Source organism: Paragemmobacter ruber, from assembly GCF_009908315.1.
Classification (GTDB): domain Bacteria; phylum Pseudomonadota; class Alphaproteobacteria; order Rhodobacterales; family Rhodobacteraceae; genus Paragemmobacter; species Paragemmobacter ruber.
On sequence record NZ_JAAATW010000005.1, the window covers coordinates 64,512 to 85,115 of the forward strand.

The window sequence follows — 20,604 nt, forward strand, 5'->3', positions numbered from 1 at the left end:
CGTTCAGTCGGGCGCTTCGGCAGCCACTGATGAGAGACCTGCAACTGCACATGCAGGACACCATGCCGGGCATGGCGACATGGTCGCCGACTATCAGCGCAGGTTCTGGGTCTCGCTGGTACTCACGATCCCTGTTCTGATCCTTTCGCCCATGGTGCGCGACTTTGCGGGGCAGGGGATGACGCCGCTGTTTACCGCCGAGGAGTGGGTCGCACTTGCCCTGTCCTCCATCATCTACTTCTGGGGCGGTTGGCCTTTCCTGACTGGCGCGCTTCCGGAGATCCGGACGGGGCGTCCTGGGATGATGACGCTGGTGGCACTGGCGATCTCGACCGCGTATTTCTATTCCGCCGCCGTCACGCTGGGCCTGCCGGGCGGTGAGCCGTTCTATTGGGAACTGGCCACGCTGGTGACCATCATGCTGCTGGGTCACTGGCTGGAAATGCGGTCGGTTCTCGGTGCATCGCGGGCGCTGGAGGAACTGGTGCGCCTCCTGCCCGACACTGCGTTGCGGGTGAAGGCCGATGGCGGAACCGAGGAGGTGGCAGTGGCGGCGCTGATCGCCGGCGACCGGGTTGTGATCCGCCCGGGCGCGAAGGTGCCAGTCGATGGCGTGATCACCGACGGCGTCTCGTCGTTCAATGAGGCGATGCTGACGGGCGAGTCGAAGCCCGTGACGCGCACGGCCGGCGAGACCGTTATCGGCGGGGCGGTCAACGGCGAGGGCGCGGTCACCATCGAGGTCAAGGCAACTGGGGAGGCGACCTACCTTTCGCAGGTCATCGCCATGGTAAAGGCCGCGCAGAACAGCCGGTCGCGCACCCAGGACCTTGCCACCCGCGCGGCCACAGTTCTGACCTGGGTCGCCATCACCGTCGGCCTGGGTTCGTTCGTCTGGTGGATCTGGGCGGGCGAAAGCGTCACCTTCGCACTGGAGCGGATGGTGACGGTGATGGTCATTGCCTGCCCCCACGCGCTTGGCCTTGCTGTGCCGCTGGTGGTGGCAGTCTCGACGTCGCTGGCGGCCAAAAACGGCCTCCTGATCCGCGACCGCGCAGCCTTTGAGCGGGCGCGCGACCTGAACGCTGTGGTGTTCGACAAGACAGGTACACTGACCGAGGGGCGGTTCGGGGTCAGCGATATCGTCATGCTCGACGGTGGCGCTGCAGCAGTGGCGCTGCGCATGGCAGCTTCGGTCGAAAGCCAGTCGCAGCACCCGATCGCGCAAGGCATCGTGGCCGATGCCAAGGCCAGGGGGATCGACTTCCCTGCCCCGGAGGGGCTGCAAAGCATTACTGGCGCGGGCGTCACCGCTCGGGTGGACGGAGAGGACGTGGCCATCGTCAGCCCCGGCCACCTGCGTCGGCAGAACACCCCTGTGACAGATCCGCGCCTTGCGGCACTGGAGGAGGCGGGCAAGACAGTTGTTGTCCTTGTGAGGGGCGGCAAGCCGCAAGCACTCTTCGCGTTGGCCGACATCGTGCGGTCGGAATCTCGCGATGTTGTGGCGCGCCTCAAAGCCAGGGGTGTGCAGTCGATCATGATGACGGGTGATGCGGAAGGCGTAGCCCGGTCGGTCGCAACCGAGCTGGGGCTGGACGAATACTTCGCTCAGGTCCTGCCCGATCAGAAGGCGGCCCGGGTCAAGGAATTGCGTGCCCGGGGACTGAAGGTTGCTATGGTCGGTGACGGTGTCAACGACGCCCCGGCGCTGGTCGAGGCCGATCTTGGCATCGCCATCGGCGCGGGCACGGATGTGGCGGTAGAATCAGCCGATGTCGTACTCGTCCGCTCCGACCCGCGTGATGTCGAGGCCATTCTCGGCCTGTCGCGGGCCACCTACAACAAGATGGTGCAGAACCTGATCTGGGCCACAGGATACAATGCGTTTGCAATTCCGATGGCCGCGGGGATCACATTCGGCACAGGATTCCTGATGACGCCGGCCGTCGGGGCCGTGTTCATGTCGGCGTCCACCATAATCGTCGCCATCAACGCCCAGCTTTTGCGGCGCTATCGGGGCTGACGCTCCGGTCACATGCCATGCAGCCCGTGCAGGCTGCCGGTGAGCAGGACCGGCGCCAGCAGGGGCGCCGCAACGGCAAGGACCAGTGCACGGTCGCGCCATCTTTCCAGACGCCAGCAAAGAAAGCTGGTCAGCCCCACGACCAGCGCAACTTCGAATATCCCGAAGGCCTCGCCGTAGAACTGCGGATTCCAATAGCTGACCGGACTGCGGAAAACCCAGTCCGAGACAGGCCAGAGCTGGCGGCGGGCATCATCGTGATGTGTCAGAAAGTCCGCAAGGGCATGCAGAAGACCGGCGCCCGCGAAGGCGCGCAGGATCAGACGTCTGCGCCAGAGTGCCAACCCGAGCAGACTTCCCCAGACGAAAAAGCTGTGGTCCACGGCGAAGACAGCCTGCCAGCTCTCCGAAAAGAACAGTGTGCTGAAGACCTCATGTTCCGGAATGCCTGAAACGCGGGTTGACCAAAGGACCATTGCAAACATCGGAAGGTCCGGAGCGAGCCCACCTGCGAGCGCGGCCCCCAGGGTTGCGATGCAGAGGGGTCGTGCGAAGATTGCAGCCCCGATCAGCATGTGGGACGGCGTGTTCATCGGGTCAGCAAACTGGCGCTGCCTGGGCAGCCTCGTCTTCCACAATCCGGCGAAGGAGCGCGTAAGGGATTGCGCCGTTCAGGACGGTCCGCCCGATTACAAGACCTGGCGTTCCGATGAAGCCAAAGACATCGGCGAGCGCTCGTGTTCGGTCCAGCTCTTCCTGCACCTCTGCAGAAGCCATGTCTTTGGCCAGCCGATCGACGTCGAGGCCGATATCCGCCGCCACCCTGAGGACGGAGGCTTCTTCGGCGACCAGAGGTGTTCGCATGAATCGACGCCGAAGTTCTGGTTGTTTGCCTTGCTTCGCGGCAGCGACCGACGCCCGCGCGGCAAGCTCGGAAGCGGGCCCGAAGATCGGAAGTTCATGCTGAACCAGCCGGAAGGATGCAGGATAATCGGCCATCAGCGTGTCGAGGTCTCGCTCCAGTGCCCGGCAGTAGGGACAGCGGAACTCGCTGAAATAGGCAATGGGAACGACCCCCTCAGAACCGCTGTTGCCAAAGAGGGCAGGGCAGGGGTCAGCACGTACCGCTTCGGCACGCGCGCGGCGCTGGTCTGCATCCTGAGGCGGCGCATCGAGTCCGACAAGGGCCAGCGGTGTTCCGGAGGTCTGGCCAACCCCGTCAAGTCGGCGAAACGGCGGCAGATCCGCAATGTCTGCAAAGCGCGGCCCGCGGCCCGGGAGCCGGTCCCAGGGAAGAGCCCGCAGACCATAGATCACGGCAACGATCCCTCCGAAGACCAGAAGGTCGCGGCGTCTCACGGTCACACCACGGTTACAGGTGTTCCGACCGGCACCTGCTCGTAGAGCTGGATCACATGGTCGTTCAACATCCGGATGCAACCGTTCGACACGGACTGGCCGATGGACCACGGCTCGGTCGTACCATGGATTCGGTAGTAGGTATCGCGCCCTTCCCGGTAAAGGTAGAGTGCCCGCGCACCCAAGGGATTGTTTGGTCCCCCGGGCACGCCATCGGCGAATTGGGCGTAGCGGTCAGGATTGCGGCGGATCATGTCGTTCGTCGGGCGCCAGGACGGCCATTCGGCCTTGCGCTCGATGACTGCCGATCCCTTGAATGCGAGGCCTGCCTTGCCCACGCCAACGCCGTAACGGATTGCACGCTCGGAGTCGAAGACATGGTAAAGAAAGAAGCTTCGCGGAAACACAAGGATCTGACCGGGTGCGTGCTGCTCGCGGACACGCACCTCACGCGGCTGGAACTCGTCGGCCAGCACGAACGGTTCTTGGGTATGGGCCCGCAGTATGCCGGGCGAGGACAGCGCCGCGACTGCGACTCCGCCGATAAGGGTGCGTCGGGTAATCATGCTTTCTCCTGAGGGGAACGGAAAGAAGAGGTTCGCTCAGAGGATGTGTCGCGGGGGCGGCGTTCGGGGGGAAAGGCTGTGGCTGGGGGCCGCGAACGGCGTGATCTCGAAGCGAGATGAACCGGCACTTGCCATCAGGCTGAAGAGCTGGGGCTGGTCGGCAATAATAAGCTGACATACCCCGTGCCCAGACCCTTCACCACACAGGCCGTCCGGTATCAGGGGAGCCGCGTGAAGCGCATCCGCATGGGCGCTGTGCGATGACCTGTCTGGGTGCGCCAACCCCATCAGGGAGGCGACCAGAAGGAAACTGCACAACAGGGCCATCATCGTCCGCATGGATCGATATTAGCCTTTTGCACCTCGATAGCGGGTGATCACATGAGAGTGAGCAGCAGATTTCCCTGCATAATTGGCGAAAACGCAACGCATTCACCTGTTTGTGACCCGGCCGCGATGCAAAGCCGTTTGACCTTCCCACGTTGGAAGGAAGCAAGCCTTGTTCAAAAAGGAGCAGAACATGCGATTCACTCGACGGCTTTTTGTTGCCGGAGCACTTGCCGCGCCTTTCGTGACCGGTCGCGCCGCCAGCGCGTCGGAAGACACGCCTGGCCCGGTCCGTAACAACATCTCGGCTTTTCGCACCCACGAGTGGCAGGATCACTTCGATGCTCTGGGCGTCGGGATCATCATCTCTGACACGACGGCCAAGGTCCTCCAGCACTGGACGAGCGACGGTCAAATGTACCTCTACCCGACCTCGGTCCCGCTGTCGGACGAGCTGACCCGCCGGGGCTATACCGAGGTCGTCGAGAAACGGGTGAACCCGAGTTGGGCCCCGACACCGTCGATGCGGGAAAGGAACCCGGAATGGCCGGCCTTCGTGCCTGGCGGCGACCCGACCAACCCGCTCGGCACCCGCGCCCTTTACCTGTCGTGGCAATACTACCGCATCCATGGTACACACGACACGCGCAAGATCGGTCGCCGCTCGTCGAACGGCTGCATCGGGCTCTACAACGAACATATCGAGGAAGTTTTCGACCGGACGCCGGTCGGGACGCAAGTGAAGCTGATCTAGCAAGATGAAACCTTCGTCGACCTCACCGAACCCACTCAAGAACCTGTTTTCGCGCGGGTCGTTTCGGTTCGTGTCGATGTGGCTTCTGTCCGTGGTGCTGACGCTTGGCTTGGTCCTCGGACAGACCGCAGAGGCGGGCCCGGTCGAGGATCATCATCCCGGCACGTCGGTCGAGATCGCGGGCAACGCCGGGCAAGAGACCGCGCCGGCACCTGCTTGCCACCCGGGCCTCGCCTGTTCTGTTTTCGTGCTGCCCGATGGGCCGGTCACAGCACTGTCGTTGTCAATCGTGATCACTCTGCGACCGGACCTGACACAGTCGCAACGCCGCTTTGGCGGCCCGTCCGTCACCCTGCCTCCCCCCCGAACCCGGATCTGACAGTCAGGCCGGACGTGCGTCTGACGGTTCGATAGGCTCTCCGCAGCTCTGTCGACAGTTCAATCTCTGTCAGCCTGACACCAGACAGTTGTGCAAGCCGCACGATCCGCCGGAAGGGCGGGTCGCGGGATCGGTCAACAACAAGAAACCAAGGGCAGTCAGGCAGATGAAACCACAATGGACAGGCGCTTTGGCGCTTGCCGCTTCCGCAGTTGCGGCAGTGGCGCTGGCACATAACGGGGCGACGGGTGTCGTCCTGGAACGGATGAACGGTATGACGGCGATGCGGGACACGGTGGCGGAGCTGGCGCCGATGATGCAAGGCACGATCCCCTACGACACATTTATCGTGTCGGAGGGTGCGAGCGTCATCGCTGGTCACGCGGGCGAGACGATGCTGTCGCTGTTCCCGGAAGGCAGCCTCGAAGGGGTGACCTACGCCAGGCCGGAGATCTGGTCCGACTGGCAGGACTTCGCAGCACTTGCCGAGGAATTGAAGACCTACGCTGACGCGCTCGCCGTGGCAGCCCCGAACGGTCTTGACCCGGCGCTGCCGCCGCCCGGAGATATGGCCGGGATGGATCACTCGGCGATGGCCATGACCCCGGCACCACAGGTAGATGAGGGCTTCACGATAGCGGAGTTGATGGGCTACGGCGAAAGGACCCAAGAGGTCCAGGTTGCGCGTGGCACATCGAACCCGGCGACGCTGGCGTTCGATCTGACGACGCTGGCCGCTGACGACCTCTTCACCCGGATCAGCGCCACCTGTTCGTCCTGCCATTCGCAGTACCGCGCGGGCCGGAACTGACCATGCGGGGTCTGATCCGCGCTTCCGTCATTTTCCCGGCCGTGGCGGCGAGCCTCGGGGCCGGTGTTCTGGCGCTATGGCCCATCGGCGCGCCGGAGCCGGCCGCGTTCCCGCCCGGGGATGCAGAACGCGGCGCCTATCTGGCCCGTGCCAGCGGCTGTGTGTCCTGTCACACCAACGCGGCTGCCAAGGGACTGGCGCTCGCCGGAGGTGCGCCTCTCGACACGCCCTTTGGCACTTTCGTGCCCCCGAACATCACCCCGCACACCACCGCCGGGATCGGTGCCTGGACCATCCAGGATTTCGCCAGGGCTGTTCGACAAGGCATCTCGCCGGAGGGCGACCCCTACTATCCGGTGTTCACATATTCTTTCTATGCAGGCTTCACGGATCAGGAGATCGCCGACCTGTGGGAAGCATTCCGCACCGTTCCGCCGGTTGCGGATGCTGCCCCGGCGCATGATGTCGGGTTTCCGTTCAGCTTTCGCTCGGGGCTGAAGCTCTGGCGCGCTGCCTACCTCGACGCGCCGGAGACGGATGCGCTGATGGGCACATCATCGCCCTGGAACCGCGGGCGTTTGCTCGTCGAAGGGGCGGCGCATTGTGCAGCCTGTCATACCGGCCGAACGCTTGCGGGCGGCCTGGACGCTTCCGCCCGGTTCGCCGGAAACGACAGCCTTCCCGGCGGCAGCAAGGCACCGTCGATCCTGACAGCCGACCTTCTGGAAGGCGGCTGGACGGTCGCGAACCTCGCCTATGCGCTCCAGTCGGGGCTGCTGCCCAATGGGGATGCTTTCGGCGGCAGCATGGCCGAGGTCGTGGCTGAGGGCACCTCGTACCTCACCGACGCCGACCGCGAGGCAATCGCGACCTACCTGCTCGACCCCGACGGCAGCGGGGACATCCCGGAACCCGCGCCTCCTGCCACGGAGACCCCGATGGCGGGGATGGACCACTCGCAAATGGAGATGGGCAATGAGAACTAGAGTGCTCGCAGTGGCGCTTGCTCTGTGCGTCTTTGCCCTTGTTGCCGCGTTCATCTGGGCAACGGTGCGCACACTCGATCCGCGAGACACCGTTGCGGATCAGAGCGTGCCGACAGCCGAAGTGTCGGAAGTCCTTCCGGATGGTCGGATCGACGTCCAGGTCTATGCGCTCGGAAACCGGGATGTCCGCCTCGAGATCCAGTTCACACCGGATGCCGATGCCATCGAATCTGCTGCCATGAGGCCGGACGTGAACTTCGCGATGTTGGAGATGCATATGGACGGCTTTGATCCGCCGCTTCAGTTAGTCGAGGCCGGGGTCTGGCGAGCAAATCTCAAGTTGCCAATGGCTGGACGTTGGGTGGTCAGTGTTGGCTTTGGCGAGGATCGTGCAGAGGTTGAATTTGATGCACAGTGACGGAGCGACACAACAGGCAAAGCAGGACGACACCCTGCGCAGGGGGCTTCGCGGCACCGCCGTCGGTGTCGCGCTGTTCGCCGTCCTCGGGACGGTGACCGCAGTGTGGGCGAACCCCCTCTTTGTCCGCATGACCCCGGTCGGCCCGTGGGAGTTCGGGGCCACCGTCCTGACGGCACTCTTGGCTGGAGTGACAGTCGCGCTCTGGGTTCCCAGATGCAGACTGCGGACGTCCGGGGCAGGCGGTCTTGCGAGTTTCCTCGGCATCGCCTGTCCGACCTGCAACAAGGTCCTGATGCTGATCTTCGGTGGCCCGGCGCTGCTCTCCTGGTTCGATCCGGTCCGGCCCTGGCTCGCGGCAGCCGGGGTCATCGTCATGGGCTTTGCTGCCTTCCGCAACTGGCGGGCGTTTCGCGAGTCCCGATCTGACCTTCAGATTGTCGGCGGCGTTGAAGCTCCCTTGACGGGAGGACCGCAGTGACGGCGTCAACTGGTTTGCGGTCAGTGATGCGCGGGCTGGCCCGGAAGGCGCTGGTTCGGCACGTGCTTGTGGCTCTTCTTGCGGCGGGGCTTGTGCTGGGCTTTGCGGCGGTTCACGCGCAGTTCAACCCGATGCACCGCTGGAACCGCGCCTTCGGGGATGCCTCGCTGGTGCTGATCTCGCTGTCGATGGGGCTGGGGCCGCTGACACGTTTCCTGCGCGCGGCGGTAATGCTGCTGCCGTTCCGCCGCGAGATAGGTATCCAAGGCTGCCTCTTAGTCGTCGTCCACGCGGCGATCGTTCTCGTCGGCTGGGTCGAATGGGATCTGATGCGGCTGTTCGGGTTCGAATGGCATCCCGACCTCTTGGCCTATGTCATGTTCCAGCATGGTTTCGGGCTTGCCAACGCCATCGGGATCGCGGCCCTCGTCCTTGCGGTTCTGCTTGCCGCTACGTCGAGCGATTTCGCGATGCGGCGTCTGGGGCTGTCCGGCTGGAAGTTCCTGCAGATGGGCGTCCTGCCGATGTGGTGGCTGACCGTCGCCCACGTCGCCTACTTCCTCTTCATGCATTTCCTGAGCTTCCATCGGGCGACGCCACCGCCGAACCCGCTTCAGCCCTGGTTCGTCGGACTTGTGGTTCTGGTCCTTGGTCTGCGCGCTGCGGCCTACGTGAAGACCATCCGCGCCAAGGCCCTGTCCGAACTGCCGGGAGAGGAGGCAAGCCATGCGTAGATCGGAACGTGACCTCGTGCAGGCGGCGAAAAAGACAACCCGCCGGGCACTGATCGTTGGTGGTGCGATGACGTCAGTGGTGGGCGTCCTTGGTGTCCGGATGTGGCAACTGAGCGTCCGTGATGCCGAGCAATACTACCTGCTGGCCGAAGAAAACCGGATCAGCCTGCGGCTGGTGCGACCGGACAGGGGGCGCATCCTTGATCGGGCTGGAAAAATCGTTGCGGACAATGAGCAGGCATATCGCATCACGCTGGTGAAGGAAGAAGCCCGCGATGTCGACGACGTTCTGGAAAAGCTGCAGGTGCTGCTCGGCCTGGACGCAGAGACTGTCTCCAAGGTCAAGGAGCAGATCGACCGTGTTCGAGCCTTCGTGCCGGTAACGGTGAAAGACCGCGTCACGTGGGAAGAATTGTCGATCGTGGCACTGAACTCACCTGTCCTTCCCGGTGTGCAGCCCGAGATGGTCCTGTCGCGCGTCTATCCTTTCGGGCCGGATTTCGCGCATCAGGTCGGTTATGTCGGGCCAGTCAGCGACAGCGATCTGGAAAACGAAGCGGCTGACAATGAGCCGTTGCTCCGCCTGCCCGATTTTGAAGTCGGCAAGACAGGAGTTGAACGAAGCCACGAACGCACCTTGCGCGGCTTGCCAGGCAAGCGCCGCGTCGAGGTCAACGTGTCCGGCCGCACAATGCGCGAACTCGCTCTCGATCCGGCCACCCCGGGCCCGGACATGCAGATCACGCTCGACCACCACTTGCAGAACTTCATGCGCGTCCGGCTGGAAGGCCAAAGCGCGGCCGCGATCGTGATGGACGTGACGAACGGCGATTTGCTTGGCTGCACCTCTGCGCCCTCCTTCGATCCGAACCTCTTCGTCCGCGGGATTTCCAGCCGCGACTACGGCGCGCTCCGTGATAGTGAGTTCCGCCCGCTTGCCGACAAGACGGTGCAGGGGGCCTATCCGCCAGGATCGACGATCAAGATGTCGAATGCATTGGCCGCGCTGGAAACCGGGCTGATGGACCCCGAAGAGACTGTCGCCTGCAATGGCTATGTAGAGATCTCCGGCCGAAGGTTCCACTGCTGGAAGCGCGGCGGTCATGGCCGGGTGAACATGGTCGGCGCCCTGCGAGAGTCCTGCGACGTCTATTTTTATGAGGTCGCTCAACGTATCGGCATCGATGGCATCTTCGCGATGAATGACCGGCTTGGACTGGGTCAGAAGTACGATCTGCCGCTGTCCGGAATGGCGCATGGCAACAACCCGTCCCGCGCTTGGAAGCAGGAACGTTACGCAGAGGACTGGCTGATCGGCGACACCATCAATGCCTCGATTGGCCAAGGCTTCACGCTCACCTCGCCGATCCAACTTGCAACCATGACTGCACGACTGGCATCGGGGACCGCCGTGCTTCCCCGGCTGGTGCGGCCGCTTGCCGGGCCGGACCAGGTAATGGTTGCTCCCGCACCGCTTGGTCTCTCTGCCGAAGCACTGGCCATCGTGCAACAGGGCATGTTCGAGGTCTCAAACCATGAGCGCGGGACGGCCTATTCCTCGCGGATCGCCGATCCGACATTGGCGATGGCCGGCAAGACGGGAACGAGCCAGGTCTTCTCGATCACCGCTGCCGAGCGGGCGGCAGGCGTCCGCTCGCAGGACGAGCTGCCGTGGAACCGGCGCGATCACGCGCTGTTCGTGGCCTTTGCACCCTTTGACGCGCCCCGCTTTGCTGTCACGGTCGTGGTGGAACACGGCGGCGGCGGGTCAACGGCAGCGGCGCCAATTGCGCGCGACATCATGCTGTTTGCGCAGCATGGCGGCCTGCCGCCTGAGGACGCCTATCCGACATCGCAGAGGGCGCGCATACGGGAGGACCTGGCCCTGCTGTCCGAACGCATCCTGCCGCCGGACGGCACGACCGCCACGGTGAGCCGGACATGATGCACCGTCTCAGAAGAGCATTGTGCCGAAGCGTTCCTGGGGCTGTCATGGCCGCAGTCACCCTCGTTCTTCCGTTGGTTCCAGCCCAAGCGTTCTTTTACGACACGCCGGACATCGAAGACGGGCGAGTCATTTACGCGGCCAAGTGCGCCTCCTGTCACGGTGCCAACTTGGAAGGGCAGCCGGACTGGCAGTCGGCGAAGGAGGATGGCACCTATCCCGCGCCGCCCCACGACGAGACCGGCCACACCTGGCACCACGGGGATGCGATGTTGCGGGACTACATCCGTCGCGGCGGACAAGCGGTGCTGGACGATATGGGGGTCGACTTCACCTCCGGCATGCCCGGGTTTGGCGGTGAGCTGACCGAGGACGACATCGAGGCCGTCCTCGCTTATATCCGGTCGACCTGGCCCGACCGCATTCGTGCCGCACAGGCTGAACGCAGCCAGATGGAAGCAGGTTCGCCTTGAAGCCGCAAGTAAGGCCACCGACCTCCCAATTCCCGCTTGCCTCTCCAGGGACTAGAGGGTGCAGACCGCCTGAAACTCAAAATCTTCATCCGTCACACAAGGCTCTTCCCATGCGCGTCACGTCAATCCTGTTTGCTATCACGCTCGTTTTCGCTCCCGGCCTCACCCTGGCGCAGGAGATTACGGAAGATCGGATCAAGGAACTGGTCGCCGAAACCTTGCGCGAGAACCCGGAGCTTGTGCTCGAGGCTCTCCAGACGCTGGAGGCGCGCCAGGCAGAGGCCCAAGCTGCCGCCGTTGCCGCGACCCTGGCCGACGAGCGCGCCCTGCTGGAGCGCGACCCCAACGCTCCGGTCCTCGGCAACCCGGAAGGCGACGTGACGGTGGTGGAGTTCTTCGATTACAACTGTCCCTATTGCAAACGCGCGATGCCTGAAATCGACGCCCTGCTGGCCGAGGACGGAAACATCCGTCTTGTTCTGAGAGAATGGCCAATCCTCAGCGAAGGATCAGCGATCGCGGCGCGGGCCGCTTTGGCTGCACGGAAGCAGAACAAGTATGCTGAACTGCACAATGCGCTGATGGGTGCGCGGGCGAAGTTGGACGAGCAGTCGGTGCTGCGGATCGCGGGCGAGGTCGGACTCGATGTCGAGCAGCTCAAGGTCGACATGCAATCGCCCGAAGTCGAGGAACATATCGCCACGTCGCTACGTCTGGCCGAGGCTCTCGGCTTCAACGGCACACCGTCATTCGTGGTGGGTGATCAACTGATTCCGGGCTTTGTCGAGAAGGCTCAGCTTGCCGAGGTGGTAGCCGCCGCGCGGGCCGCCGAATGAGTATCCGTCTTACGCGTCTTCTCGGTTTCCGACTTCAGCGGCCTTTCACGATCACTGAGACGGTCTTGGGCCGGATCAGGCATTCCGTCGTGGCAGCCACTTTGTGGATCGCCTTGACAGGGATTGCTTCGGCGCATTCATTCACCGTCGGCCTTCTGGTCGTCGGCGAGGACGTTGACGCAAGTCTGGCAGAAGCGGTGCGCGGTTTCCTCCTAGCGGCCGACGAACGGGACGGGCACGCCAACGAAACATCGGACGGACATCTCGGTGGGGTTGATGTGCAACTGCTGCCGCTGCCACGAGATGCGGCGGGGCTGGTCGAAGGACTGTTCGGTACGCCCGACGAGCCGACCGATGTCGTCATTGTCATTGGCGCCGAACCCGCGGCCAGCGACGCCGCGCGCGCGTATGCCTCGGCAAGCACGGTCTTGCGGCAGTTCGTACTGCCGGATGGGTGGGACAGCGCAGACGGAACCGACGGTTTTGTGTCGCGTTACCGGCTCGCCTATGGCGCAGCGCCCGGCGTAATGGCGGGGACGGCCTATCATTCGGCTCGCAGGCTCGACGCCGCAGTCAGACCGTTGGACGGTGTGGTACCCAAGGAAGCACTGCTAAACGCCTGGAGGTCAAACGAATCCGGTCTGTCCTGGTGACCCGGGAACCAATGGCGCAAGGCGTCATTGGTTCTGGGCAGTCCTTGCACGACTGAACGGGATCAGGCTGCAGGGTAGCTCGTGAAGACGCTACTGCTGCCGTCCAACCCGACAAGGATGACGTCATAGGCTTCGCGCTCGGTCTCGGGTCCCATGCCGGGTGACCCGTAGGGCATGCCAGGCACGGAGAGACCGACGGCGACGGGTCGTTCAGCCAAAAGACGGCGGATGTCGGCGGCGGGAACGTGCCCCTCGACAGTATAGTCGCCGATGGTGGCGGTGTGGCAGGACGCGAGGTCTTCCGGAATGCCACGCTCGCGCTTGAACGCCGCAAGCTCTTCGATGCTGCGTTCCTCGAAGGATACCCGAAAGCCGCTGTCGCGCAGATGTCCGATCCACCCGTTGCAGCAGGGGCAGCCGGGGTCCTTGACGACGTGGATGGCTTCGTCGCCCTCGGCAAGTGCTGGGGTAGCCGCAATGGCGGCCAGCCAAGGAACGGCGGCGAGAACCTTGCGCCGGGACAGTGTCATGATGTCGGCCTTTCGTTGGAACTTTACGGGAAACATAGCTGCAAGTGCGGGGATCGGCGAGCAAAGTCTGATGAACCCGGCGACAGATCACCGAAATGCTACTCCAGCCTTGGGTCCCCGGCTTGAACCAGCAGAACCCCGTGGTTCTCGTCGGCGTCGTCGTCGGTGATCGTCCGTGTGGAGACGCCCGGCAAGTCGGCAAACCCCTCCATCATCCGTTTCGGAAACCAGGTCATCGGCAGGCCTTCAAATCCGGGCACCCCTTCCAGCACCCGCGACAGCGCGATGGTGCAGTTTGCTTTCGGCACCGCGCCATAGGCCATTGCCCGCTGCATGATCAGTGCCGCAACCTCGGGCGATACCTCGATAGTCTGTTCAACCACGTCGTAGGTCTCGCGGGCATGGTAGTCGATGTAGAAATCCACCATCTTCGGGGTGACCCCGAAGTGCACGTCGTTGCGCTCGGGCAGCCGGGGATGCCGCCAGGTGCCAGCCGGATCGAACAGCACGCGCTGCGATCCGTTGATGAGCAGGCCCGCATGCGCTCCCGCTCCGCTGCGTGTCGAGAGGACCGTGAAGAGCGTGACCGAGGTCGGGCCGGGATGCTCGTAGCGGGCGGCGGCCACGGCCTCCTCGGGTGCCCAGATCGGTTCGGCACCGCAGGATGCCAGGCCAAGGATTGCCGCCATGGCGAACAGAAGTTTCCACATCGATTCACTGTCCCGCGTTTTGCGCAGGTTCTGCGCAATCGCGACGGATTCCAGTAAACTCTGCGATAGTGGGGCAGGGAATTCGGAAACTCGGCATTGATGCCGCAGCTTTAGAGATCAGAGTGCCCCTCAGGGACACCAAACTGTCAGGTGACGGAAGCGGGCCATCCTGATAGATGTCTCAGATATGGCGCTTCTCACGTTTCGCATGCATGTCCTGATCCTCGCCGCCTACGTCCTGGCGGCAATCCTTCCCGTATTGGCTCTGGGCGAACGGCAGCAAGCTCAGGCAGACCATGCGCAGATGATGGCGATGGCCGGCCACCTGGCGCACATGCCCGCGACTGACGGCCCGAAGGAGCTGACGCAGCAGCTGATCTGTCAGCAGCACTGCCTGTTCGCGGCAGCGACCTTTCCTGCGCCGGACCGGGTTGCGGAAACTGTCGCGCGGTCCTCCGATGTGGAGGCTAGTGTCGACATCCTTGCCGCCTCGCTGGCCATTCCGCCCCCAGGTCCGCCTCCGAAGATCGCCGTGATCTGAGCCTGCGGCTGCGGCATTCGCCGGGGACCGCTTGTCCAATTCACGACGCGATACAGGAGAATTCGCATGTCGCCCTTTTCTCGCCGCGGCTTTCTGGCCGCTTCTGCGGCCACGGCCGCTTCACTGATGCTTCCCGCACGGGTCCGGGCCCAGTCCGGCCGAATGTCGCTGACCGCCGCCACCCGCACCATTGACGTGCGGGGCAGAGCCGCAACCGTCTGGGGGCTTCTGGACGGCGCTGGCCGGTCCGGCCTTGTCCTCGATCCGGACCAGGCGTTCGCGGTCGATTTGACAAACGCGCTGGCCGAGCCAACGATTATTCACTGGCATGGTCAGATCCCCGACAACGCGCAGGATGGAGTGCCCGACCTGCCGATGCCGATGCTGCAACCCGGTGAATCCCGCGCCTACGATTTCGCGGCACGGCCCGGAACACACTGGATGCACGCCCATATCCCCGAGCATGAAATGATGCTGCTGGCCGCGCCTCTGGTGGTGCGGCGAGCTGAGGATGTGGCGGCAGACCGGAAGGAAGTGACGCTGTTCCTGCACGACTTTTCCTTCAAGCCACCTGCCGAGGTGCTGGCCGAGATCACCGGCGGCGCTTCGATGGCCGGGATGGATCATGGCCAGATGGGGCAGGGCGGCATGGACCATTCCGGAATGGACATGGGTGGCATGGGTCAGGGGGACATGATGGCGATGCCGGGGATGGATGGCATGGCGATGGACCTGAACGACTACAACTTCGACGCCTATCTCGCCAATGATCGCACGCTGGACGACCCCGAAGTGGTTCCGATCGACAAGGGCGGCCGCGTTCTCGTCCGCGTCATCAACGCTGCGGCCGCCACCGTGTTTTGGATCGACACTGGCGCGCTGCCGGGACGGCTGGTCGCCGTCGATGGCGAGCCGGTGCAGCCCGTGCCCGGCAGCCGCTTTGGCGTCGCAATGGGCCAGCGGCTGGATATCGAACTGGATGTGCCGGGCGAGGGCGGGGCCTTCCCGATCCTTGCCCTGCGCGAAGGTGCCAAGGAAAGGACGGGTGTCATCCTTGCCACGCCGGGCGCGGCGGTGACCAGGATCGCCGAGATGTCGGAGGCCGACCATCCGGCCTTCAGCGGTGATCTGGCGCAGGAGGGTGCTCTGCGCGCCGTCACCCCGCTGCCCGAACGCGCGCCAGCCTCGCAGCCGATGCTGATGCTGGGCGGCACCATGATGCCCTATGTCTGGACGATCAACGGCCAGACTTGGGGGTCCCATGTGCCGGTGACTGCGAAATCCGGCGACCGAGTCGAGATCATGTTCCACAACATGTCGATGATGGCGCATCCGATGCACCTGCACGGCCACGCCTTCCAGGTAGTGGGTGTCGGCATGGACCGGATCGCAGGCGCGGTCCGCGACACCGTGCATGTGCCGCCGATGGGCATGGTGACGGTCGCGGTGGACGCGGGCGAGGCGGCGCGGTGGATGCTGCATTGCCACCACATGCCGCACCTTTCGACCGGCATGATGACCGAGTTCGCGGTGTCGGCCTGACGCACGGCCGGACCCGCAGCCTGCCTGCGGGTCCGGGCCCTTTCCCGGAGAGAGCGGACCTATGCCAACACTCATCGGACGCCGTGCCGTCCTTGGTGCCCTCGCCGCGCCCTTCCTTGCAGGGTCCGCCGAGGCGCGCCCGCCCTTCCGGCTGCGCGAGGACCCGCAACCGCTGCTGTCCCCGCCGATTCTCGACGAGGCGGGCATCACACGGAAACTTGACGATTTCGCCGGCCGGGTGATCCTCTTGAACATCTGGGCGACCTGGTGCCCGCCCTGCCGGGAAGAAATGCCGGCTCTCGAGCAGCTTCAAGGGCGTTTGGGTGGTGCCAACTTCATGGTCTTGCCACTTTGCATCGACGACGCTGGAATCGACCGCTGTCGCCGTTTCTACGACGATATCGGTATCGCTGGCCTCCCACTCTTTTGGGCTGAATCGCTGAGGGTGCAACTTGCTTTTGCCTTCATGGGCTTACCCACAACGTTGCTGATCGACCGAGACGGAAGGGAGATCGGTCGACTTCAGGGGCCGTTCGACTGGAATGGCGACGCTGCGGTCGGCCAGATCGTTGACGTCCTTCGCGAGTAGCCTGCGGCTGCAACAATTCGATACAATCGAGCAACAGTGTCGTAGCGTGCGGCAGTCACTCAGGAAGGGGAGCGAGACCGAAGGATATGTTGCAACAGCTGGGGACCACTCAAGCCACGGAAGGCCGAGTTCTTGTCGTAGATGACGATGGTGAAATCCTTTCGCTGGTTGCCAAGTTCCTGCGCGCCAACGGGTTTGTCGTCGCGACGGCCCGCAACGGTGCCGAGATGAAGGCGCAGATGCAGGCCGCGCAACCCGACCTCGTGGTGCTCGACATCATGCTGCCGGGAACCAACGGGCTGGATCTGTGCCGGTCGCTGCGGGCGGAAAGTCAGGTGCCGGTGGTCATGCTGACCGCCAAGGGCGACGAGATCGACCGCATCGTGGGTCTGGAGGTCGGGGCCGACGACTACCTGCCCAAACCCTTCAACCCGCGCGAGTTGCTGGCACGGATCAAGGCGGTCCTGCGCCGCAGCCGGTTCGCCGACAGCGCCGGCGCGCCGGGATCAGGTCGGCTGATCGAGTTCGATGGCTGGCATCTGGACACGTTGAAGCGCGAACTGACCGACCCCACAGGCGTCGTCGTGGACCTGTCGAGTGGCGAATACGACCTGCTGGTGACGTTTCTTGAAGCCCCCCAGCGGGTCCTCTCTCGCGACTATCTGTTGGACGCGACCAAGAACCGCACGCTCGATGTCTACGACCGATCCATCGATGTGCAGGTCAGCCGCCTGCGCCGCAAGATCGAGGCGCAGGGTGAATTGATCAAGACAATCCGCGGCGCGGGGTACCTGTTCGCTGCGTCGGTACGTCGCAAGTGAGGCGCATAAAGGCGCTGTGGGGCGCTGTCCGGGGACTTCGTTTCGACACGCTGGTCGCCCGGACTACGATCGTGCTGATCCTCGGGATTGCAACGGTCCAGATCGTGGGGCTGCAGACCTATCGCGCCTCGCTCAGTGCGGATTTGTCGGACGCGACCGAGCGGCGGCTGGCGGATCGGTTGCTGACCATCAAGCGGACGCTGACCGGACTGCCGGAGAAATTACGCGAGGATGCCGCGCACGATCTGTCGAGCGGGGCGATCGAGGCGCATTGGAGCCCGGACGAGAGGGCGGTCGAGGCCGACGGGACCAACGCGCTGTGGGCAGACTTGCAGGCGCGCCTAATCGAACTCGCACCCGAACTCGCCGAGGGCGGGCTTATCGTGGGTGCGCAAGGGGGCGAAGCGCCGGACCCCCATGTCGCGCTTATCTCGATGCGCTTGGTCGACGGAACCTGGCTGAACGTCAGCCTGCTCAGCTGGACACCCCGCATTCCGGGCGCACCGCAAACGGTGATGGTCGCCTGGATGATCGCCGCGGTCGCGTTGGCGACGGCGGTGCTCATGGTGCGCTGGATATCGCGTCCGCTTGGTAGGTTTGCCGAGGCGGCGAACGGGTTCTACACCACCGGTCGCGTCGCCGCCGTGCCGGAAACGGGCCCTTATGAGGTCGCCGTTCTGGCACGTGCTTTCAACGATCTTCAGGACCGGCTGGCCCGGTCGATTGAGGACCGGACCCAGGCGCTCGCCGCCGTATCGCATGACCTGAAGACCCCGATCACACGGTTGCGCCTTCGCACCGAGGAAATCGACAACGACCCTTTGGCGCGGTCCATCGCCCATGATCTGGAGGAAATGGAACGGATGATCGACCAGACACTGTCCTATCTCCGTGGTGACCGGTCGGACGAGCCGCTGCGTCCGGTCGATCTGGTCGCGATCCTGGAGACCGTGACCGATGACCTGAGTGATCAGGGCGCGGCGGTGACGTTCCAAGGACCACGCGCAGCAGTGATCGCCGGTCGGCGGCTGGGTTTGAAGCGCGCCTTCGTAAACCTCGTTGGCAACGCGGTGAAGTATGGCGGTACGGCGCGAGTGACCCTTGCGGAAAACGTAGCGCAAGTCACAGTGACCATAGACGATGATGGCGCAGGCATCGCGCCTGGAGATCGCGAGCGCGTGCTGCTGCCCTTTGTGCGGTTGGAATCTTCACGCAACAATGCGACGGGCGGTTTCGGGCTGGGGCTGACCATCGCCCGCGCGGTAGTCGACGGCCATGGGGGGACGTTGGACCTCGAAAGCGCCCCATCAGGTGGGCTGCGCGTCAGCGTGACGCTGCCAAAGACTGCTGCCTGAAACACTTTGTTACAGAGCGGAAATCATTGGGAGATGCGGGTCCCGCACTTGGACATCAAAGCAACGAGACGTCGAGGTGGGATATGCGGTTACTCTGGGGTGTCGTCACGGCCCTGATTTTCGCATTGGCCGGTGCAGCCAATGCGCATGAGGGCCATGACCATGGCGCACCGCCGCCGCCTGTCAGCACGACCATCGCTCCTCGGGTCGAGGCCGCGTCGACGACGTTTGAGGCCGTCGTCGTGGCGCGCGGGACCGAAATGCAGGTCTTCATCGACAGCTTTGCCACCAATGAACCTGTCACCGGTGCCGCGGTCGAGATTGACACGCCCACCGGTATCCTGGCGGGTACCGAGACGGAACCCGGGGTCTACGCGTTTGCAGCACCCTGGGTCGCATCGCCCGGAAGCTATGACCTGGCGATTACCGTCATTGCCGACGCGGGCTTCGATGTCCTTGTGGGGTCGCTGACAATCCCCGCGCCGCCGGCCCCACCGGTCGTAGAGGCCAGCACGGCAGAGGTGCTGGCAGCCAGTGTTCTTGGCGACCTTCGTGCTCGCCTGTCTGCACGCGATGTGTCTCTGGCGGTGGTGGGTGGCCTTGGACTGCTTATCGGCGTTGTTATGATGCTGGTTCTGCGTCGTCCGCGCAGGTCAGGCGGCGCGAAGGTCGCAGCGATTTTCTTTGCCGTAGTAGCTGCAGCACCCGAACCCGGGAAGGCCGAGGTTGCCGTGGCGAATGCAGCCCTTCCGGCCCCTGCCACGGCGACGCGAGACGTGGCGCAACGCTTTCCAGATGGCGGCCTCTTCGTTCCCAAGGGCACTCAGCGTGTTCTTGGTATCCGGACTTTGCTGACGGTTAACGAAAAACACGGGCGGCGGATCGAACTGCCGGGGCGGGTCATTCCCGATCCCAATGCGTCGGGATACATACAAGCTTCACTGGAAGGCAGGCTCGTCGCGCCCGAGGGGGGGTTTCCTCAACTGGGGTCGGTGGTCAAGGCGGGGCAACTGGTTGCCATTGTCGAGCCGACGATTGGAGCTGTGGACCTAGCTGACCGCCAGCAACAGATTCGTGAGATCGAGCAACAGCTGGAACTGGTGACCAAGCGACTGGAACGAGGGAGACAGCTTTCAAACGCCATCGCAAAGACCGAAATCGAAGAACTTGAAATCGAGCAAGAAAGTCTGATTGCACAGCGCGATGCCCTCATGTCGTTGACGGACATCTCCGAGAGCCTGATTGCGCCAGTGGAAGGAGTAATCGCAGCGGGGCAGGCAATCGCAGGTCAGATCGCGTCTCCAGGTGTGACCGTCTATGAGATCGTCGATCCGGACAGGTTCTGGGTAGAGGCGTTGAGCTATCGCTCGGAAACACTTGGCACAGAGGCGGTGGCAGTCTTCGCCGACGGCACAACTGTCGACCTTGCCTATCAAGGCACCGGACTGGCGGATCAGGGGCAGGCTGTTCCCGTGCGCTTTTCTGTCGTGGGTCAGGCCGAGGGGCTGCGAGCAGGCCAACTGCTAAGGGTCATCGCCGCAACCCCCGCCGATCAAGAAGGGATTGTTGTCCCCCGCGATGCCGTGCTGCGCGGGGCGAACGGCCAGCTAGTGGTGTATATCAAGACCAACGCTGAGCGGTTCGTGCAACGCGAGGTTCGGGTCGAGCCTTTGGATGGCGACACCGTACTGGTGGTCGCGGGGCTGGAGCCGGGCCTGCGCGTCGTGGCCGAAGGGGCCGAACTTCTCAACCAAATCCGATAGGCAGC

At 63.9% G+C, this 20,604-nt stretch carries 23 protein-coding genes; 18 read left to right on the forward strand and 5 right to left on the reverse strand.

From position 1 onward, the window contains the following. Window positions 1-79: 79 nt before the first annotated feature. Window positions 80-2,026 (forward strand): copper-translocating P-type ATPase, encoded by a 1,947-nt coding sequence (locus tag GU920_RS17855; RefSeq protein ID WP_201744232.1) that lies wholly within the window; start codon window positions 80-82, stop codon window positions 2,024-2,026. A gap of 8 nt (window positions 2,027-2,034) precedes the next feature. On the opposite strand, the gene GU920_RS17860 is transcribed toward GU920_RS17855, so the two are convergent. From GU920_RS17860 to GU920_RS17870, 3 genes are read right to left on the reverse strand one after another with little or no spacing between them, the layout of a single operon-like run. Then, window positions 2,035-2,601 carry a cobalamin biosynthesis protein CobQ gene (locus tag GU920_RS17860; protein WP_235933391.1) on the reverse strand — a complete coding sequence of 189 codons (567 nt, stop codon included), beginning with the start codon at window positions 2,599-2,601 and terminating at the stop codon, window positions 2,035-2,037. Window positions 2,602-2,623: 22 nt separating this feature from the next. Continuing rightward, window positions 2,624-3,343: a DsbA family protein gene (locus tag GU920_RS17865; RefSeq protein ID WP_161768474.1), complete on the reverse strand. Its 720-nt coding sequence runs from the start codon at window positions 3,341-3,343 to the stop codon at window positions 2,624-2,626. 44 nt (window positions 3,344-3,387) lie between these two features. Further along, complete coding sequence (locus tag GU920_RS17870) at window positions 3,388-3,951, reverse strand: L,D-transpeptidase (protein ID WP_149143144.1); 564 nt, start codon at window positions 3,949-3,951, stop codon at window positions 3,388-3,390. A gap of 520 nt (window positions 3,952-4,471) precedes the next feature. Here GU920_RS17870 and GU920_RS17875 point away from each other — a divergent pair. From GU920_RS17875 to GU920_RS17925, 11 genes are all read left to right on the forward strand, one after another. After that, on the forward strand, window positions 4,472-5,032 hold the full coding sequence (locus GU920_RS17875; RefSeq protein ID WP_028030802.1) for a L,D-transpeptidase: 561 nt from the start codon (window positions 4,472-4,474) through the stop codon (window positions 5,030-5,032). 4 nt (window positions 5,033-5,036) lie between these two features. Continuing rightward, window positions 5,037-5,411, forward strand: a complete 375-nt coding sequence (locus GU920_RS17880; protein WP_235933393.1) for a hypothetical protein — start codon at window positions 5,037-5,039, stop codon at window positions 5,409-5,411. 88 nt (window positions 5,412-5,499) lie between these two features. Continuing rightward, on the forward strand, window positions 5,500-6,222 hold the full coding sequence (locus GU920_RS17885; protein WP_161768476.1) for a c-type cytochrome: 723 nt from the start codon (window positions 5,500-5,502) through the stop codon (window positions 6,220-6,222). Window positions 6,223-6,224: 2 nt separating this feature from the next. Continuing rightward, window positions 6,225-7,208, forward strand: a complete 984-nt coding sequence (locus tag GU920_RS17890; RefSeq protein ID WP_235933394.1) for a cytochrome c — start codon at window positions 6,225-6,227, stop codon at window positions 7,206-7,208. A gap of 1 nt (window position 7,209) precedes the next feature. Continuing rightward, window positions 7,210-7,626, forward strand: a complete 417-nt coding sequence (locus GU920_RS17895; RefSeq protein ID WP_161768477.1) for a FixH family protein — start codon at window positions 7,210-7,212, stop codon at window positions 7,624-7,626. Next, window positions 7,586-8,107 (forward strand): hypothetical protein, encoded by a 522-nt coding sequence (locus GU920_RS17900; RefSeq protein WP_235933395.1) that lies wholly within the window; start codon window positions 7,586-7,588, stop codon window positions 8,105-8,107. The genes GU920_RS17895 and GU920_RS17900 overlap by 41 nt, the downstream gene beginning before the upstream one ends. A gap of 62 nt (window positions 8,108-8,169) precedes the next feature. Further along, window positions 8,170-8,841, forward strand: a complete 672-nt coding sequence (locus tag GU920_RS17905) for a ferric reductase-like transmembrane domain-containing protein (RefSeq protein WP_328799315.1) — start codon at window positions 8,170-8,172, stop codon at window positions 8,839-8,841. Then, window positions 8,834-10,786: a penicillin-binding protein 2 gene (gene mrdA, locus GU920_RS17910; RefSeq protein ID WP_161768479.1), complete on the forward strand. Its 1,953-nt coding sequence runs from the start codon at window positions 8,834-8,836 to the stop codon at window positions 10,784-10,786. Before GU920_RS17905 ends, mrdA begins: the two co-directional genes overlap by 8 nt. 47 nt (window positions 10,787-10,833) lie before the next feature. After that, entirely contained in the window at window positions 10,834-11,259 is a 426-nt protein-coding gene (locus tag GU920_RS17915; protein ID WP_235933396.1) for a c-type cytochrome, read from the forward strand. Between the two features lie 110 nt (window positions 11,260-11,369). Continuing rightward, the gene (locus tag GU920_RS17920; RefSeq protein WP_100196062.1) at window positions 11,370-12,095 is read left to right on the forward strand and encodes a DsbA family protein; all 726 of its coding nucleotides are present in this window, start codon (window positions 11,370-11,372) and stop codon (window positions 12,093-12,095) included. After that, window positions 12,092-12,748 carry a hypothetical protein gene (locus GU920_RS17925; protein WP_161768480.1) on the forward strand — a complete coding sequence of 219 codons (657 nt, stop codon included), beginning with the start codon at window positions 12,092-12,094 and terminating at the stop codon, window positions 12,746-12,748. Before GU920_RS17920 ends, GU920_RS17925 begins: the two co-directional genes overlap by 4 nt. A gap of 62 nt (window positions 12,749-12,810) precedes the next feature. Here the strand turns inward: GU920_RS17925 and GU920_RS17930 are convergent, their stop codons facing one another. Both GU920_RS17930 and GU920_RS17935 read right to left on the reverse strand, forming a co-directional pair. Then, complete coding sequence (locus tag GU920_RS17930; RefSeq protein WP_149143152.1) at window positions 12,811-13,278, reverse strand: DUF411 domain-containing protein; 468 nt, start codon at window positions 13,276-13,278, stop codon at window positions 12,811-12,813. 98 nt (window positions 13,279-13,376) lie between these two features. Continuing rightward, on the reverse strand, window positions 13,377-13,988 hold the full coding sequence (locus GU920_RS17935) for a hypothetical protein (protein WP_161768481.1): 612 nt from the start codon (window positions 13,986-13,988) through the stop codon (window positions 13,377-13,379). Window positions 13,989-14,175: 187 nt separating this feature from the next. Here GU920_RS17935 and GU920_RS17940 point away from each other — a divergent pair, with 187 nt between their 5' ends. The 6 genes from GU920_RS17940 to GU920_RS17965 all read left to right on the forward strand — a co-directional run bounded on the left by GU920_RS17940 (window position 14,176) and on the right by GU920_RS17965 (window position 20,599). Next, on the forward strand, window positions 14,176-14,529 hold the full coding sequence (locus GU920_RS17940; protein ID WP_161768482.1) for a hypothetical protein: 354 nt from the start codon (window positions 14,176-14,178) through the stop codon (window positions 14,527-14,529). 66 nt (window positions 14,530-14,595) lie between these two features. Then, entirely contained in the window at window positions 14,596-16,071 is a 1,476-nt protein-coding gene (locus GU920_RS17945) for a multicopper oxidase family protein (protein WP_161768483.1), read from the forward strand. 61 nt (window positions 16,072-16,132) lie between these two features. Further along, a complete protein-coding gene (locus GU920_RS17950; protein WP_201744233.1) occupies window positions 16,133-16,660 on the forward strand; it encodes a TlpA family protein disulfide reductase in 528 nt (175 codons plus the stop codon). An 86-nt stretch (window positions 16,661-16,746) separates the two neighbouring features. Beyond that, on the forward strand, window positions 16,747-17,481 hold the full coding sequence (locus GU920_RS17955; RefSeq protein ID WP_161768484.1) for a response regulator: 735 nt from the start codon (window positions 16,747-16,749) through the stop codon (window positions 17,479-17,481). Between the two features lie 71 nt (window positions 17,482-17,552). Then, the gene (locus GU920_RS17960; protein ID WP_161768485.1) at window positions 17,553-18,836 is read left to right on the forward strand and encodes an ATP-binding protein; all 1,284 of its coding nucleotides are present in this window, start codon (window positions 17,553-17,555) and stop codon (window positions 18,834-18,836) included. Window positions 18,837-18,919: 83 nt separating this feature from the next. Then, the gene (locus GU920_RS17965; RefSeq protein ID WP_161768486.1) at window positions 18,920-20,599 is read left to right on the forward strand and encodes an efflux RND transporter periplasmic adaptor subunit; all 1,680 of its coding nucleotides are present in this window, start codon (window positions 18,920-18,922) and stop codon (window positions 20,597-20,599) included. Window positions 20,600-20,604 lie beyond the last annotated feature (5 nt).

Coding starts and splice junctions, on each gene's coding strand:
- GU920_RS17855 (WP_201744232.1), top strand. CDS start 80: ATGGTCGCCGACTATCAGCGCAGGTTCTGGGTCTCGCTGGTACTCACG.
- GU920_RS17860 (WP_235933391.1), bottom strand. CDS start 2,601: ATGCTGATCGGGGCTGCAATCTTCGCACGACCCCTCTGCATCGCAACC.
- GU920_RS17870 (WP_149143144.1), bottom strand. CDS start 3,951: ATGATTACCCGACGCACCCTTATCGGCGGAGTCGCAGTCGCGGCGCTG.
- GU920_RS17875 (WP_028030802.1), top strand. CDS start 4,472: ATGCGATTCACTCGACGGCTTTTTGTTGCCGGAGCACTTGCCGCGCCT.
- GU920_RS17880 (WP_235933393.1), top strand. CDS start 5,037: ATGAAACCTTCGTCGACCTCACCGAACCCACTCAAGAACCTGTTTTCG.
- GU920_RS17890 (WP_235933394.1), top strand. CDS start 6,225: ATGCGGGGTCTGATCCGCGCTTCCGTCATTTTCCCGGCCGTGGCGGCG.
- mrdA (WP_161768479.1), top strand. CDS start 8,834: ATGCGTAGATCGGAACGTGACCTCGTGCAGGCGGCGAAAAAGACAACC.
- GU920_RS17915 (WP_235933396.1), top strand. CDS start 10,834: ATGGCCGCAGTCACCCTCGTTCTTCCGTTGGTTCCAGCCCAAGCGTTC.
- GU920_RS17920 (WP_100196062.1), top strand. CDS start 11,370: ATGCGCGTCACGTCAATCCTGTTTGCTATCACGCTCGTTTTCGCTCCC.
- GU920_RS17925 (WP_161768480.1), top strand. CDS start 12,092: ATGAGTATCCGTCTTACGCGTCTTCTCGGTTTCCGACTTCAGCGGCCT.
- GU920_RS17930 (WP_149143152.1), bottom strand. CDS start 13,278: ATGACACTGTCCCGGCGCAAGGTTCTCGCCGCCGTTCCTTGGCTGGCC.
- GU920_RS17935 (WP_161768481.1), bottom strand. CDS start 13,988: ATGTGGAAACTTCTGTTCGCCATGGCGGCAATCCTTGGCCTGGCATCC.
- GU920_RS17940 (WP_161768482.1), top strand. CDS start 14,176: ATGGCGCTTCTCACGTTTCGCATGCATGTCCTGATCCTCGCCGCCTAC.
- GU920_RS17945 (WP_161768483.1), top strand. CDS start 14,596: ATGTCGCCCTTTTCTCGCCGCGGCTTTCTGGCCGCTTCTGCGGCCACG.
- GU920_RS17950 (WP_201744233.1), top strand. CDS start 16,133: ATGCCAACACTCATCGGACGCCGTGCCGTCCTTGGTGCCCTCGCCGCG.
- GU920_RS17955 (WP_161768484.1), top strand. CDS start 16,747: ATGTTGCAACAGCTGGGGACCACTCAAGCCACGGAAGGCCGAGTTCTT.
- GU920_RS17965 (WP_161768486.1), top strand. CDS start 18,920: ATGCGGTTACTCTGGGGTGTCGTCACGGCCCTGATTTTCGCATTGGCC.